The sequence below is a fragment of the bacterium genome (assembly GCA_028820935.1).
GTDB lineage: Bacteria > Actinomycetota > Acidimicrobiia > Spongiisociales > Spongiisociaceae > Spongiisocius.
On the sequence record JAPPHZ010000050.1, the window covers coordinates 24,685 to 38,623 of the forward strand.

Here is a 13,939-nt window from a genome sequence, read left to right on the forward strand (position 1 = left end):
CTGTGTGGAAGGTTCCGGAACCGAGTTCGGTGCAGGGTGTTCGTCTGGAGGACGGCACCCAGATCACCCTGCGCCGCCACGGAAAGGCGTCGGGTCAGCGTCTCGTTCTGAGCCACGGCAACGGGCTGGCCATTGATCTATATTTACCTTTTTGGTCGCTACTTGCCGAAGATTTTGACCTTATACTCTACGATTTGAGAAATCATGGTTGGAATGAACCAGGGTCTTTGAGAGCCCACACCATACCTACATTCATTAAGGATCATGATCAAATTCTAGAGGCTATTGATAAAACATATGGACAGAAACCGAAGATAGGCGTATTCCATTCCTTGTCCGGCCTGGTAAGCCTCCTGTCCCCGACAAGGGGGAGCGGCTTCGCAGCACGGATCCTGCTCGATCCGCCGCTATGCACTCCCGGTAGAAGCTACGAAGAGTTCGACATAGCCGCTACCCGGACAGCGGCCATCGCCCGGCGCCGTAGCGACCGATTCCGCTCTCACGATCAATTCGTGGAGCTGCTCGGCTTCTCACCCGCCTTCCGTCAGGTAGTACCCGGAGTTCTCGATCTGATGGCAAGGACGACTCTCCGCGGAGACGGTACCGGAGACACATACACGCTTAGATGCCCCCGGGAATATGAGGCCCAGATAATCGACTACGCCAGCTCGTACTCGGTGCTTGTGGACTTCAACGATCTCGAATGCCCGACCAAGGTCTTAGGGGCTGACCCATTGGTACCGTACTCGTACCTGCCCACACTCGACCTCAGTGACATGCTGAGCGTCGACTACGACTTCCTTCCGGAAGCTACCCATTTTCTTCCGCTCGAACAGCCGGAGCAGTGCGCGGCGATAGTACGCGACTACATCAACTCGATTAGTTTCTAGTCCGTAGTTGCTAGTTACTAGTTATGTATCTGTACTAGCGACTAGGACTTGCTGTCGATAAAGGCTGCGACATCCTTCAATGTGTCCAACGCGTAGCAGTCCTCTACAGCAAACTCCACACCAAACTCTTGAGTTATCAGCTTCGCCAGGGCAACGGCCTCCAAAGAGGACACACCGGAGTTCATGAGGCTGATGTTCAGATCGTCCGGGATGTCGAGGGTCTGACCATCGACCTCTATGTTCTCGTTGACCAGACTGGTGAGCCGTTCAGCAGTTGAAGCCATTGATGCATTCCCCCTCTCAGGTTCGCGTAGCGTTCACAGCCCTGGTACAGAGCCGCATGGTGAATCCTAGTCAATCAGCCCACCGGTTCCGCCATCCCGGTTGACCGGTTCCAGTCCGGATCCAGGTCGATAAGGAACCGGGCGCATCGCTCGGCTTCGGGGAGTTCACCGAGGCGCTCGGCCATCCGCGCCAGCCCTGAGACGCAGCGCAGGAATCCCCGGTTCGTCTCGTCCTCCCACCTGACCGACTGGCCGCCGTTCCAGCCGTTGCGGCGCAGAGCATCCAGCCCGCGGTGGTAGCCGACGCGGAAACAGGCATAGGCGGCGACCGCGTTCACCAGCGTGGCCTCGCTCCGCTCGTACCACCGCCCCAGGGCCGCCCAGGCATCCATCAAGTCAGGATGGTCGGCAACCGCCCGGGCGAGTTCATCGAGCGTGGAGGCCGCGCCGATCCGGCCCGACAAGCCGGGATCGGGGGCGGGCAACACAACTCTGGGGCGCTCGCTGCCACCGAAGCCGACCGGCTGGAACTCCATGTGTTCTCCTCCCGGCTATCGCGGGAACTCGGGGAAGCGGAGGATGTCGCGACGGACCAGGATCTCGCCGGCCAGGTTGCGCCGGGTCTCCTGCAGCGCCTCGGTCGCGGCTATCGCGGTCTCCTGAGCGGCTCTCTTCTGGCGGCGTAGCCTCCGCACCTCGTCCCGGAGGAACTGGTTCTCCTCCTCGAGGGCGATGATGCGCTTGACGCCTTCGATGTTGATGCCCTGGCCGGTCAGACCCTGGATCAGGGAGAGGCGCTCGAGGTCGGCATCCGAATAGCGGCGGGTACCACCGGGAGTCCGGAACGGCTCGATCAACCCCCTTCGCTCGTAGATGCGGAGGGTCTGGGGATGCATGCCGGATAGCGAGGCTGCCACCGAGATGACGTAGACCGCCTCCATTTCGGGTGAGATTCTCTTGCCGGGCATGCCGCTAGCCTCCTTCCTACAGGCGTTCCGCAGTTCTCATCAAATCATCGACACCGCAGCCCTAGAGATGCGCTCTCGGGTCGGCGGTCTCGTACTTGTCCTTAAACTCTTCCAGGAGCTTCTTGGCATCCCGCGGCAGCTTCTCCGGGACGGTCACCTGCGCCGTGACCAGCAGGTCGCCAGGGCGCCCCTTGTCCCTCCGGACTCCCTCCTTGCGTATCCGGAAGGTCTTGCCGGAAGGTGTGCCGGCCGGGATCTTGAGCGTGACCGGGCCGTTCAGCGTCATCACCCGCACCTTTGCGCCCAGGGCCGCCTCGGTGAACGTGATCGGCAGCTGCATGGTCAGGTTGTCGCCCTTACGGGAGAACACGGGATGCTGGCCCACGCTCACCTTGACCAGCAGATCGCCCGGGGGACCGCCCCTCGGCCCGGGCGCTCCCCGGCCCCGCAGCCGGATCGTGTTTCCGTCCTTGATGCCGGGAGGGATACGGACCTTGATGGTACGTGCGCGGACTTCCTGGCCGGAACCGCCGCACTGGAGGCAATGCGACTCCACGTTCCTGCCGGCGCCGCCGCACACCGGGCACGGGTTGGTGAAGGAGAAGAAACCCTGATTGGAAGCGACCGTGCCGGTGCCGCCGCAGTTCCCGCAAACGTCCACCGTGGTCCCGGGCTCCCCTCCCGAGCCTGAACAGCGCCCGCACTGGACCGCGCCCTGCACCCGTACCGGACTGGTGGTTCCCCGGACGGACTCCTCGAAGGTCAGGTCCAGGGTGGCCGACATATCGGCGCCGCGCTGGGGGCCTCTACGGCCGCGGCCGAAGTTGAACAGGTCACCGATGCCCCCCGCACCGCCGAACAGGTCTTCGATCCGGACCTGCCCTCCGGCGAACGGGCCACCCCCAGGGCCGAAACCCTGCGCTCCCATGGAACGGACCTGGTCGTACTCCCTTCGACGGTCGGCGTCCGACAGCACCGAATATGCCTCCGAGACCCCCTTGAAGCGCTCAGCGGCATTCGGATCGTCCGGATTGGCATCCGGATGCAGCTTCTGTGCCAGGCGCCGGTACGCCTTCTTAATGGTCGCCTGGTCGGCATCCTTCCCCACCTCGAGGAGCCGGTAGAAGTCCTTCTCGAGCCAGTCACGGTTCATGGCCTACCCCCGGACAGGATCACGCCGGATCCTCCTCCCCGGCTTCCACCCCGGAGGGTGGGGAAGGCTCGTAGCCCACCGCGACCAGGGCAGGCCTGACAACCCTCCCCTTGAGGAGGTAGCCACGCCGCAACTCGGCCGTGACCACCATCGTGCCGCTCCCCTCGGCCATCTGGGCCGCTTCATGGAGCGTGGGATCGAACGCGGCGCCCAGGGCCTCGATCGGCAGGAGGCCCTCCCGAGACAGCGTGGAGAGCAGCAGCTCGCGCGTGCTGGACATTCCCTGGCGCAAGCCGTCGTCCGGAGACCCGGCCGCGCTCTCCATGATCAGGGCGGCATCGAGGCTGTCGAGCACCGGAAGGATCTGGAGCATCACCCGCTCCGACGCCCTCGCGACCGACTCCTGCTGGACCCGCGCCGTGCGCTTGCGGTAGTTGTCGAACTCGGCGACCGACCGCTTCCACCTGTCCTCCGCCTGCTCGGCCGCTTCCCGCGCCGCCAGCAGTTCGTTGATCAGGAGCGCCACGGCCTCGTCCGGATCCTCGGGAAGCTCCATGTGACCGATCCGGCCATTCGGGTCGTCTTCGAGGACGGCCTCGACCACCTCCTCGGGCGAGGGCGTGGTCACCTCCTCAGGCGGGACGCCGGAACGATCGGCGCTCGGCCGGGTGGCGCCGGTCAACCGTCCTCCCCCTCATCGATGATCTCGGCCTCCACGATGTCCTCATCATCCGGCATCGCCTGACCCTCATCGGCGGACGCCTGCTCCTCGGCCTCCGACGCGTACATCTTCTGGGCCAGCACGGCGGACGCCTGGAAGAGGGCATCGATTCCGGACTGGATGTCGTCGGCCGAGGACGCCTCGTCCTCCGAGACCGACCGCAGGGCCGCCACCGCATCGTCGATGGCGGACCGCTCATCGTCATCGAGCTTGTCTCCGTGGTCCTCCAGCAGCTTGGCAGTCTGGTTGAGGACCTGATCGGCCCGGTTACGGGCATCGGCCAGGTCCCGGCGCTGGCGGTCCTCGTCCGCGTAGCGCTCCGCATCCTCCACCATCCGCTCTATCTCGTCCTGCGACAGGGCGGTGCCGCCGGTGATGGTCATGGCCTGCTGGCGACCGGTGCCCAGATCCTTGGCGTTGACCGACACGATCCCGTTGGCATCGATGTCGAAGCTCACCTCGATCTGGGGCACACCCATCGGGGCTGGCGGGATCCCGGTCAGGCGGAACTTGCCCAGGCTCTTGTTGTCGCCCGCCATCGGGCGCTCGCCCTGCAGGACATGTATCTCGACCTCCGGCTGGTTGTGATCTGCCGTGGTGAAGATCTCCGTGCGCTTGGTGGGGATGGTGGTGTTGCGCTCGATCATCTTGGTCATCACGCTTCCCTTGGTCTCGATACCGAGCGTCAGTGGCGTCACGTCCAGCAACAGGATGTCCTTCACGTCACCGGTCAGCACGCCGGCCTGGAGGGCCGCGCCGGCCGCCACCACCTCGTCCGGGTTGACCCCACGATGGGGGGTCTTACCGGTCAACCGCCTCACCAGGTCCTGGATGGCCGGCATCCGGGTGGAACCGCCCACCAGCACCACGTGGTCGATCTCGGCGGCGGGCACCCCGGCGTCAGCCACCGCCCGCTTGAACGGGCCCTCGGTCCGGCCTACCAGATGATCGGTGAGCTTCTCGAACTCGGACCGGGACAGCTTGGCCTGGAGATGCAGCGGCCCGTCTGAGGTGGCGGTGATGAACGGGAGGTTGAGGTCGGTCTCCGGCACGGTCGACAACTCGATCTTGGCCTTCTCCGCGGCTTCCTTGAGCCGTTGCACCGCCATCTTGTCGGTGCTCAGGTCGACGCCGTTCTCGTTCTTGAAGCCGTTCACCAGCCAATCGATGACCGCCTGGTCCCAATCGTCCCCGCCCAACTGCGTGTCGCCGCTGGTCGACTTCACCTCGAACACGCCTTCGCCGATCTCCAGGACCGACACGTCGAACGTTCCTCCACCGAGATCGAATACCAGGATGGTCTGGTCGGACTCCTCCTTGTCGAGGCCGTACGCGAGGGCGGCCGCGGTGGGCTCGTTGACGATCCGCAGCACGTCGAGGCCGGCGATCTGCCCCGCTTCCTTGGTGGCCTGCCGCTGCGCATCGTTGAAGTAGGCCGGCACCGTGACCACAGCGGACGTGATGGGCGTTCCCAGGTATGCCTCGCCGTCGCGCTTCAGCTTCATCAGGGTCCGGGCCGACACTTCCTGGGCCGTGTAGGACTTACCGTCGGCGCCGACGGACCAGTCGGTTCCCATGTGGCGCTTGACGGATCGAACGGTGTGATCGGGATTGGTGATGGCTTGCCGCTTGGCGACCTCGCCGATCAGCACCTCACCGTCCTTGAAGGCCACCACTGATGGCGTGGTGCGAGCCCCTTCGGCATTGGCGACCACGGTCGGTTCGCCGCCTTCCAGCACCGCGATCACGCTGTTGGTGGTCCCCAGATCGATTCCGACGGCCTTGGCCATACGTTCTCCCTTTCCGTACTTCTCAGTGTCTTCGATAGGTATAACCTAAGTCATACCTTATCATATTCCCGTGAATCCTCCGCATCGCCGGGATTCCGGAAGTGGTCGAGGGTCAGCGTCAGTTGCCTGTAGAATCTAATCCAAAGCAGTACTAGCAACTAGCAACTAGCAACTAGCAACTAGCAACTAGATATCCCTTAGGCGCTTGCTGGAGATGACTCCGGTGTCGAAGCCGGCCAGGTTCAGGCGGCCCGAGAAACGGGCGTGCTCGATCTTGAGGCAACGGTCCTGAACCACGTCGAGGCCGGCGTCGATGGCTGTCCGGGCCGCGCCGTCGTGGCGAAGGCCGAGCTGGAACCACACCACCTTGGCGCCGATGGCGATAGCGTCGTCCACCACCTCTGGGATGAAGCGAGGATGGCGGAAGATGTCGACGATGTCAGGCACCTCCGGCAGGTCCGCAAGCGATGCGTAGCACTTCAGGCCGAGCACCTCGTCGTACATGGGATTGACGGGGTAGACGCGCAGGTGGGTACGGACAAGGTAGGTGGCGACGAAGTTGGACGCCTTCAACTCGTTACCGGACACGCCGACCAAGGCCACCGACTTCGCCTGGCGGATGATCCGCAGCCTCGTGCGGGCGTCGGCTTCCAGTACCTCAGTCATCGTTCAACCCCCAAGTGCTTGGTCGAGGTCCCAGAGAATGTCTTCGATGTTCTCGAGACCGATCGAGATCCGGATCATGTCGCCGCCCACCCCGGCCGCATCCCTCTCCTCGGGCGGAACCTGCTGGTGCGTGGTGCTGGCCGGGTGGATCACCAGCGTCTTGGCATCACCCACGTTGGCAAGATGGCTGGCCAGCTCCACCCGCTTGATGAACGACACCCCCGCCTCGTAGCCCCCGGCTATGCCAAAGGTGAACACCGCTCCCGGCCCGCCCGGCACGTACTTACGGGCCAGGTCGTGCGAGGGGTGGGCAGGCAACCCGGCATAGGACACCCACGACACCCGGCTATCCGCGTCCAGGAACTCGGCCACCGCCTGGGTGTTGGCCACGTGGCGCTCCATCCGCAACGAAAGCGTCTCGAGGCCCTGCAACAGCAGGAACGAGTTGAAGGGCGACAGGACCGCGCCCACATCCCGCATCAGCTCCATGCGAGCCTTCATCAGGTAGGCGTACTCCCGGAAGTTCGCCCAGAAGGTGAGGTTGTGATAGGCCGGTGACGGCTCGACGATGGCCGGGAAGCGTCCGTTGTCCCACGGGAAGACCCCGCTCTCCACGATCACACCGGCGATCGAGGTGCCGTGGCCGCCGATGAACTTGGTGGCCGAATGCACTACCACATCGGCGCCGTGCTCGATCGGTCGGCACAACGCCGGGCTGGCGAAGGTGTTGTCCACCACCAGGGGCAGGCCGTAGGAGCGCGACAGCTCGGCCATCGGCGCAAGGTCGAGCACGTCACCCGCCGGGTTGCCGATGGTCTCTCCGTAGACGAGCCGGGTCCGGTCGGTGATGGCCGCCTCGACGGCATCGAGGTCGTTGGTGTCCACGAAAGTCGTTTCGATGCCCATCCGGCGTAGCGTCACGTCGAACTGGGTGAACGTGCCGCCGTACAGCGACCGGTTGGCGACGATGTGGTCCCCCACCTCGCAGAGAGTGAGTACCGCCACGAGCTGGGCCGACATACCGGAGGCGGTCGCAAGGCCGCCCAGGCCACCCTCCAGGGAGGCCATGCGCTCCTCGAATGCCGCGTTGGTGGGGTTCCCGATCCGCGTGTAGATGTTGCCGAAGCTCTGGAGGGCGAACAGGTCGGCAGCCTGCTGGGGATCCTCGAACACGTAGGACGTGGTCTGGTAGATGGGCATGGCGCGCGCGCCGGTCTCGGGATCCGGCCGCTGGCCGGCGTGGATGGAACGGGTGTCGAAGCCGAACTCGTGGCTCATCTGGCGCGCCTCCTGCCCCGGGTCGTAGACGAGGGATCCCAATCGGACTCCAGATGGTAACGGAGGTGGGGCTCGAACAGATGCGGCTCGAGCAGGAAGGCATCGTGACCCTTCTCGGAGTGCACGGTGATCCAGTTGAAGTCCACGCCGGCCGCCTTCAACTCCTCCGCCAGTTCCTTCTGCTCGCTCGGGTAGTAACAGACGTCGGAGTCGATCGAGAAGACCAGATACTCGTGGGATCCGGCCGCCAGCAGCTCCTGGAGCTTGACCTGCCGGCGCTCCGCCTCCGCATACAGATCGAAGTCCTGCCAGGCCCACATGGTCCGCAGGTAGGCGTTGGCGTCGAAACGCTTGACGAACTTCTGGCCCTGATGCCACATGTAGCTCTCGATCGGAAGCCGTACCCGATCTCCATCTCCGGACTCGGCCACCTCGCCCCTGGCCCGCTTCTTCATCTGGTCCAACGACACGAACGTCTTGTGGCCGATCATCCGGGCGAGGGCGAGGCCGGCATCGGGCGCCGGCCCGTCGTAATAGTTGCCCCCGTTGAAGTCCGGGTCGTTGTAGATGGCGTTGATCTGCTCGAAGTCATGGATCACGTGGAGGGTGGTGGCCCGCAGGCCTGCCGCGATGGGAATGACGAAGCGCACCCGATCGGGGTAGCGGACCGCCACGTCGAGGCACATCATCCCGCCCACGCTGCCTCCGACCACCGCATGGAGCCGGCTCACGCCGAGGTGGTCCAGCAGCCTGAAATGTGCCCGGACCGTATCGCCGGCGGAGACGCTCGGGAAGTCCGGTCCGTAGGGCTTGCCGGTGAGCGGATTGATGCTGGCGGGGCCGGTGGTGCCATAGCAGTGACCCAGCCAGTTGGCGCAGATCACGGCGAACTTGTCCGTGTTGAGGGAACGGCCAGACCCGATGAATTCATCCCACCACCCGGTATGCACCTCGTCGGTCCAGCGGTCCTCGGCGCCGGCGTAGTGGCGGTTCTCGCCGGCCGCGTGGTGGCTGCCGGTGAGGGCGTGGAAGAGGAGGATGGCATTGTCGCCGTCCTCGTTGAGCTCACCGTAGACCTCGTAGGCAAGGGTTACCTCGGGCAGTTCTTCGCCGTTCTCGCAGACGAACGGATCCGATTCGCTGCCGAACGTGAAGAACCGGGTCTCGACCGGTCCGATGCCTGTGCCCATGAGTCCATTCCGAGCGCTTCTGGATCGGCGCATACGATATCAACCTATCCGGCTATCCCGAACATCGGGGATGGGATGGAGCTTCTAAAGCTCCCGCCGGTCCGCCAGAGCCCTGCCGAGGGTGATCTCGTCGGCGTAGTCCATGTCGCCCCCGACAGGCAGACCGCTGGCAGGTCGGGTAACGGTAATCCCGAAGGGTTTGAAGCGTCGCGCCAGGTACATGGCGGTGGTATCGCCCTCGATGGTGGGGTTGGTGGCGATGATGATCTCGATCCGCAACTCCCCGGTCCCGCCCGCGCCGTTGTCCCCGCCCCGGTCCCGGAGCTCCTCGATCCGCAGCTCGAGTTCCTCGATCCGCAGCTGGGAGGGTCCGATCCCGTCGATGGGCGAGAGGGCGCCGCCCAGCACGTGGTACTGGCCGGCGAACTCGCGCGTGCGCTCGATGACGGCGATGTCCTGGGCGCGTTCGACCACGCAGATGTACCCGGGCTCGCGGCGCGGGTCGCGGCAGATCGAGCACTCCTCTCCGGCGGTGACGTTGTAGCACCGAGAGCAGAAGGAGGTCTGCTCTCGCAGGTCGATGATCGCCCCCGCCAGGCGGCGGGCGTCAGCCTCCTCGACGTTCAGCAGGTGAAAGGCGAGGCGCTGGGCGGACTTGCGACCCACTCCGGGGAGCCTGCTCAGCTCGTCGATAAGTCGTTGAACGGGACGCTCGAACATCAGCCTGACCAGGGTAGTCGGTGATAGTGACGAAACCGTCGCACCCTCCAGGAGGGTACTGAAAAACGTCCAGTCGGCCCGGCATCCTTCAACGAAACCAGGTCGAGACATGGCGAGTCCAACCCATCCCCGTCTTTTTCAGCACCCTCCTCTAGCCCTGATTATTCCTGTTCCCAGCACACCAACGCGCATCGGGCCACTTCAACCCACATAATTCGCAAGCGGCCACACCTCACCCTGCGGTTGATTCCGCACCGACTGGAAGACGGGGGCCATCAGATGGGTGTAACCCAAGGCCAGGAGTACGAAGGCTCCATTCTCGTCATCCGGACAGACCCCCACCATGAATAATCGGGGCTAATCGGGCTGGACCTCCTGGAGGTTCAGCTCGGATTCGCGCAGCAGTAGCTCCGCCTGATGCATGGCCGCCGCCGGGTCCACTTGCGGCGGCGCCGGCGTGGGGGTGGGTTCATCTACCGGCTCGGGTGGGTCGTGGGCGTCGGGCTCCGGTCCGGAATCGGGGATGCGGTCCGGCGGGGGCGAGGGATCCGATCCGGCATCCTGCCCGTGCGACCCGCCCGGCGCGCCCGCCATACGGAAATCGATCTCCACCGACCTGCCGAGGAGCCTTCCTCCCTCCCGAGCGAGCAGCGCGGCCAGATCGGCGTCGTTCGAGAGGGTCTTGTAATGGAGTTCGTATCCGGCCGGAAGGTTCAGTACCAGCGTGGAACCCTCCACTGCGCCCGGAACAGCCTCGCGGAAGAACGCACCCAGCCTGCCACCCAGCCTTTCGATGACCGCGTTGCTGAGCTGCGGCCAGATGCGGTCCAGGTCCAAATCGGTGAGTCGCTGGTCGGACGCCGGGACGGGGGCCTGCGGCTCTTGAGGCGGAGGGTCCGGAGTCTCCACCGGGGCTTGGGCCCCAACGGCCGGAGCGGAGGCGGCCGGAGCGGAGGCGGCCGGAGCGGAGGCGGCCGTCGGGGTGCGGGCGGGCGCCACCGGTCGGCCCATCTCGAGCCGCTTGATCCGCCTCAGCAGTCCCTCCGGGCGGTCGTCCAACTCGGGGCGCGATAGCTTCAGGACGGCCAGCTCCAGCATCATGCGCTCGTCCCGGCCCTCCCTGAGCTTGACGAGCGCCTCCCCCAGAAGGTCGATCGACCTCATCACCGAAGCCGCGGGGAGCCGGCCTGCCACCTCCTGCCAGCGCTCGATCACCTCAGGCGGCTCGTCGGTGAACTCCCTCACATTGGAGCTGTAGTGGGTGAGGAAGACCCCTCTGAAGAACCCCAGTGCATCGCCGGCAAAGCGCCGCAGATCGACACCGCCCGCCGACAGGTGGGCCACCAGCTCGAGGGCGGCGGCCGGCGCCTCGTCCACAACCGCATCCACCAGCTTCATGAGCGACTCCGGCCCGGCCACCCCGAGAGCCGTCTGGACGCCCTCCTCCGTGATGGTGCCGTCCCTGGCGGCTACCTGCTCCAGGAGGCTCAACGAGTCGCGGACCGACCCGGCAGCCCGCCGAGCCACCGCCAGCAGGGCGCCGTCGGTGGCCTCGAATCCTTCGGCCTCGGCTATCCACCTCAGGTGGTCGGTCAGCGTGTCGGTGGGCACCAGGTGGAAGTCGAACCGCTGGCTCCGGGAACGGACCGTGTCGAGCAACCGGTAGGGCTCGGTGGTGGCCAGCACGAAATGCACGTGATCGGGTGGCTCCTCCAGGGTCTTGAGCAGAGCATTGGCGGCCGACTTGGTGAGCATGTGGGCTTCATCGAGGATGAACACCCGCCGAGCGCCCCCAACCGATGCCACCGTGGACACCCCGGCCCGCAGTTCCCTGATGTCCTCCACCTTGTTGTGGGAGGCGGCATCGAGCTCCATCACGTCCATGGAGACGGATGACGCCACACCGGAGCAGGAGTGGCAAGCACCGCACGGTTCGCTGTCCGGACCCCGGTCGGGACAGTTCAGCGCCATCGCCAGCAGGCGGGCGGTGGTTGTCTTGCCCGTGCCTCTGGGACCGGTGAACAGGTAGGCGTGAGCCACCCGACCTGCGGCGATTTCCCTGGCCAGGGTCACCGTGACATGCTCCTGACCGATTACCTGATCGAAGCGCTGCGGCCGGTACTTGCGGTAGAGCGCCTGGTACTCCATCGCCGGAAGCGTACTCATCCGGCACGGTCCGGCAACCTGGCCGCCTAGCTATCGTCGGAGTGTGGTCGTCCATGCGGAACCCTTCCGGCACGTTGCCCGCGAGGCTCGAGAGAACTCCGAATACCTGCGGCTGGCGCCCGCCGCCGCCAAGGCTGCCGAGTCCAAGGGCAGGGAGAGTCCGGAGGAGCCCGACCCGCTGCGCACCGCATTCGAACGGGACCGCGACCGCATCGTCCACTCCAACGCCTTCCGGCGGCTGGCTCGAAAGACCCAGGTCTTCATCGACCCCGGCAACGACCACTTCGTCACCAGGCTCACCCATACGCTCCAGGTCGCCCAGATCGGACGCTCGATGGCGGTGGCGCTCGGCCTGAACGAGTCCTTGACCGAGGCCATCTGCCTGGGTCACGACATCGGCCACGCCCCGTTCGGTCATACCGGGGAGGATGCCCTCGACGAGATTCTGGACGGGGGTTGGATCCATGCCGATCACTCGGTGCGGATACTGTCGGTGATCGAACCGCTCAACCTCACGTGGGAGACAAGAGACGGCATCCGCGCCCATCCGTGGCGGATCAAGGAGGGACCCGCCACCCCGGAGGGGACCCTGTGCCGCTACGCCGATCGGATCGCCTACCTGAGCCACGACCCGATCGATGCCATGAGGGCCGGGATCATCCGCTACCGGGACCTGCCGTTCAGGGCGCAAGCCCTGCTCGGCGACCAGCACGGTCGTTGGGTGACCGCGATGGTGCACGCCGTGGTCGACGGCTCGATCAGTGCCGGCATGGTTCAGATGGCGCCCGATGTGGCCGAGGCCATGGACGACCTGCGGAACTTCATGTTCGAGCGGGTCTACCTTCGGCCTGAAGGTCAACCTCTGAGGAAGCAGGCAATGGCGGTGGTGCAGGACCTGGTCCGCTTCTACGAGACGCACGCGTCCGAGCTACCCCCCTCGGCGCGGCGGTCCGATTCGCCGCAGCGCCAGGCGGTCGACTACGTGGCCGGCATGACCGACCGTTTCGCCAACCGGGTCCACGCGGCCCGTTGCGGGTAGGGCGAGATGCTTCGACCGGTAATCCTGGCGGGAGGTTCGGGCACCCGGCTGTGGCCGCTGTCGCGTCCCGAGCATCCCAAACCCCTGACCCGGCCGGACGGCGAGCACTCGATGTTGCAGGCAACCGTCCTGCGCGCCGCCCTACTCCGGGATCCGTCGGATCCGATCATCGTGTGCGGCAAGGACCACTACCCGCTGGTCTCGGACCAGCTGGCCGAGATCGGGGTGAACCGATTCCGAGCAGTCCTGGAACCGGTGGGACGCAGCACCGCCCCTGCCGCGGCCGCCGCGGCCTTGCTGTCGGCGGCGGACGACCTGCTGCTGGTGCTCCCCGCCGACCATGCCGTCAGGGACACCGAGGCCTTCGTCGAGGTGGTGGAACGAGCCATGGACGCCGCCCGGGCCGGCTGGCTGGTCACCTTCGGCGTCACGCCGGACCGGCCCGAGACTGGTTACGGCTACATCGAGCACGGGCCGTCCATCGGCCTCCCGGGCGTGATCCGGATCGCCTCGTTCCGGGAGAAACCCGACCGTCCCACCGCCCGCCGTTACCTCGAGTCGGGCCGCTACTCATGGAACTCCGGCATGTTCCTGTTCCGGGCCGGCACCTTCGTCGACGAGCTGGCTTCGGCGAGTCCCGGCATGGTCCGCCAGGTACGAGCCGCGCTAGGCGGCGAGGGCGAGAATGGTCCGGCTGTGCTGGACGAGCAGGCCTTCTCAGCCTGCCCGGATGGCTCCATAGACCGGACCGTGATGGAGCGGACCAGCCGGGGCGCCATGGCGCCCCTCGAGGCCGGGTGGTCCGACCTCGGGTCGTGGGCCGCTCTCTGGGAGAGAGCAGCCGGTGACGGGCGCGGGAACGTGGTGGCCGGGCCGGCCGAGCTGCGCTCGGTCTCGTCCAGCTACGTCTCCGCCGGAGAACGGCCCGTCCTGGTACTCGGCCTCGACAGGGTCATCGTGGTGGACACCGGGGACGCGGTCCTCGTCGCATCCATGGACAAGGCCCAGGATGTCAAACCACCAGAGGTTAGCTGTTAGTTATTAGTTGCTAGTTAGTAGTGGTAAGAACTAGCA

14 protein-coding genes are annotated in these 13,939 nt (G+C 65.6%); 3 read left to right on the forward strand and 11 right to left on the reverse strand.

Annotated features, from left to right (window positions below):
- Nucleotides 1-2: 2 nt before the first annotated feature.
- Nucleotides 3-890, forward strand: coding sequence for an alpha/beta hydrolase (locus OXM57_14765; GenBank protein ID MDE0353940.1), 888 nt, complete (start codon nucleotides 3-5; stop codon nucleotides 888-890).
- 41 nt (nucleotides 891-931) lie between these two features.
- On the opposite strand, the gene OXM57_14770 is transcribed toward OXM57_14765, so the two are convergent.
- From OXM57_14770 to dnaX, 11 genes are all read right to left on the reverse strand, one after another.
- Nucleotides 932-1,174: an acyl carrier protein gene (locus tag OXM57_14770; GenBank protein ID MDE0353941.1), complete on the reverse strand. Its 243-nt coding sequence runs from the start codon at nucleotides 1,172-1,174 to the stop codon at nucleotides 932-934.
- A 74-nt stretch (nucleotides 1,175-1,248) separates the two neighbouring features.
- Nucleotides 1,249-1,710: a DUF3151 family protein gene (locus tag OXM57_14775; protein ID MDE0353942.1), complete on the reverse strand. Its 462-nt coding sequence runs from the start codon at nucleotides 1,708-1,710 to the stop codon at nucleotides 1,249-1,251.
- 15 nt (nucleotides 1,711-1,725) lie between these two features.
- Nucleotides 1,726-2,142 carry a helix-turn-helix transcriptional regulator gene (locus OXM57_14780; GenBank protein MDE0353943.1) on the reverse strand — a complete coding sequence of 139 codons (417 nt, stop codon included), beginning with the start codon at nucleotides 2,140-2,142 and terminating at the stop codon, nucleotides 1,726-1,728.
- A 61-nt stretch (nucleotides 2,143-2,203) separates the two neighbouring features.
- On the reverse strand, nucleotides 2,204-3,295 hold the full coding sequence (gene dnaJ, locus OXM57_14785; GenBank protein ID MDE0353944.1) for a molecular chaperone DnaJ: 1,092 nt from the start codon (nucleotides 3,293-3,295) through the stop codon (nucleotides 2,204-2,206).
- 19 nt (nucleotides 3,296-3,314) lie between these two features.
- Nucleotides 3,315-3,977, reverse strand: a complete 663-nt coding sequence (locus tag OXM57_14790) for a nucleotide exchange factor GrpE (protein ID MDE0353945.1) — start codon at nucleotides 3,975-3,977, stop codon at nucleotides 3,315-3,317.
- Nucleotides 3,974-5,806 (reverse strand): molecular chaperone DnaK, encoded by a 1,833-nt coding sequence (dnaK, locus tag OXM57_14795; GenBank protein MDE0353946.1) that lies wholly within the window; start codon nucleotides 5,804-5,806, stop codon nucleotides 3,974-3,976. Before dnaK ends, OXM57_14790 begins: the two co-directional genes overlap by 4 nt.
- Before the next feature lie 186 nt (nucleotides 5,807-5,992).
- Entirely contained in the window at nucleotides 5,993-6,472 is a 480-nt protein-coding gene (locus OXM57_14800) for a CoA-binding protein (GenBank protein MDE0353947.1), read from the reverse strand.
- Nucleotides 6,473-6,475: 3 nt separating this feature from the next.
- Complete coding sequence (locus tag OXM57_14805) at nucleotides 6,476-7,750, reverse strand: O-acetylhomoserine aminocarboxypropyltransferase/cysteine synthase (GenBank protein ID MDE0353948.1); 1,275 nt, start codon at nucleotides 7,748-7,750, stop codon at nucleotides 6,476-6,478.
- Nucleotides 7,747-8,940, reverse strand: coding sequence for a homoserine O-acetyltransferase (locus tag OXM57_14810; protein ID MDE0353949.1), 1,194 nt, complete (start codon nucleotides 8,938-8,940; stop codon nucleotides 7,747-7,749). The genes OXM57_14805 and OXM57_14810 overlap by 4 nt, the downstream gene beginning before the upstream one ends.
- A gap of 84 nt (nucleotides 8,941-9,024) precedes the next feature.
- Nucleotides 9,025-9,660: a recombination mediator RecR gene (gene recR, locus OXM57_14815; protein MDE0353950.1), complete on the reverse strand. Its 636-nt coding sequence runs from the start codon at nucleotides 9,658-9,660 to the stop codon at nucleotides 9,025-9,027.
- A 357-nt stretch (nucleotides 9,661-10,017) separates the two neighbouring features.
- Nucleotides 10,018-11,826 carry a DNA polymerase III subunit gamma/tau gene (gene dnaX, locus OXM57_14820; GenBank protein ID MDE0353951.1) on the reverse strand — a complete coding sequence of 603 codons (1,809 nt, stop codon included), beginning with the start codon at nucleotides 11,824-11,826 and terminating at the stop codon, nucleotides 10,018-10,020.
- A 43-nt stretch (nucleotides 11,827-11,869) separates the two neighbouring features.
- On the opposite strand from dnaX, the gene OXM57_14825 reads away from it, so the two are divergent.
- Both OXM57_14825 and OXM57_14830 read left to right on the forward strand, forming a co-directional pair.
- The gene (locus OXM57_14825; protein MDE0353952.1) at nucleotides 11,870-12,865 is read left to right on the forward strand and encodes an HD domain-containing protein; all 996 of its coding nucleotides are present in this window, start codon (nucleotides 11,870-11,872) and stop codon (nucleotides 12,863-12,865) included.
- A 6-nt stretch (nucleotides 12,866-12,871) separates the two neighbouring features.
- A complete protein-coding gene (locus tag OXM57_14830; protein ID MDE0353953.1) occupies nucleotides 12,872-13,903 on the forward strand; it encodes a mannose-1-phosphate guanylyltransferase in 1,032 nt (343 codons plus the stop codon).
- Nucleotides 13,904-13,939: the final 36 nt, after the last annotated feature.

What these genes read in the sequence shown, in the direction of transcription:
- OXM57_14770 (MDE0353941.1), bottom strand. Translation starts at nt 1,174, where the DNA reads ATGGCTTCAACTGCTGAACGGCTCACCAGTCTGGTCAACGAGAACATA.
- OXM57_14775 (MDE0353942.1), bottom strand. Translation starts at nt 1,710, where the DNA reads ATGGAGTTCCAGCCGGTCGGCTTCGGTGGCAGCGAGCGCCCCAGAGTT.
- OXM57_14780 (MDE0353943.1), bottom strand. Translation starts at nt 2,142, where the DNA reads ATGCCCGGCAAGAGAATCTCACCCGAAATGGAGGCGGTCTACGTCATC.
- dnaJ (MDE0353944.1), bottom strand. Translation starts at nt 3,295, where the DNA reads ATGAACCGTGACTGGCTCGAGAAGGACTTCTACCGGCTCCTCGAGGTG.
- dnaK (MDE0353946.1), bottom strand. Translation starts at nt 5,806, where the DNA reads ATGGCCAAGGCCGTCGGAATCGATCTGGGGACCACCAACAGCGTGATC.
- OXM57_14800 (MDE0353947.1), bottom strand. Translation starts at nt 6,472, where the DNA reads ATGACTGAGGTACTGGAAGCCGACGCCCGCACGAGGCTGCGGATCATC.
- OXM57_14805 (MDE0353948.1), bottom strand. Translation starts at nt 7,750, where the DNA reads ATGAGCCACGAGTTCGGCTTCGACACCCGTTCCATCCACGCCGGCCAG.
- OXM57_14810 (MDE0353949.1), bottom strand. Translation starts at nt 8,940, where the DNA reads ATGGGCACAGGCATCGGACCGGTCGAGACCCGGTTCTTCACGTTCGGC.
- recR (MDE0353950.1), bottom strand. Translation starts at nt 9,660, where the DNA reads ATGTTCGAGCGTCCCGTTCAACGACTTATCGACGAGCTGAGCAGGCTC.
- dnaX (MDE0353951.1), bottom strand. Translation starts at nt 11,826, where the DNA reads ATGAGTACGCTTCCGGCGATGGAGTACCAGGCGCTCTACCGCAAGTAC.
- OXM57_14830 (MDE0353953.1), top strand. Translation starts at nt 12,872, where the DNA reads ATGCTTCGACCGGTAATCCTGGCGGGAGGTTCGGGCACCCGGCTGTGG.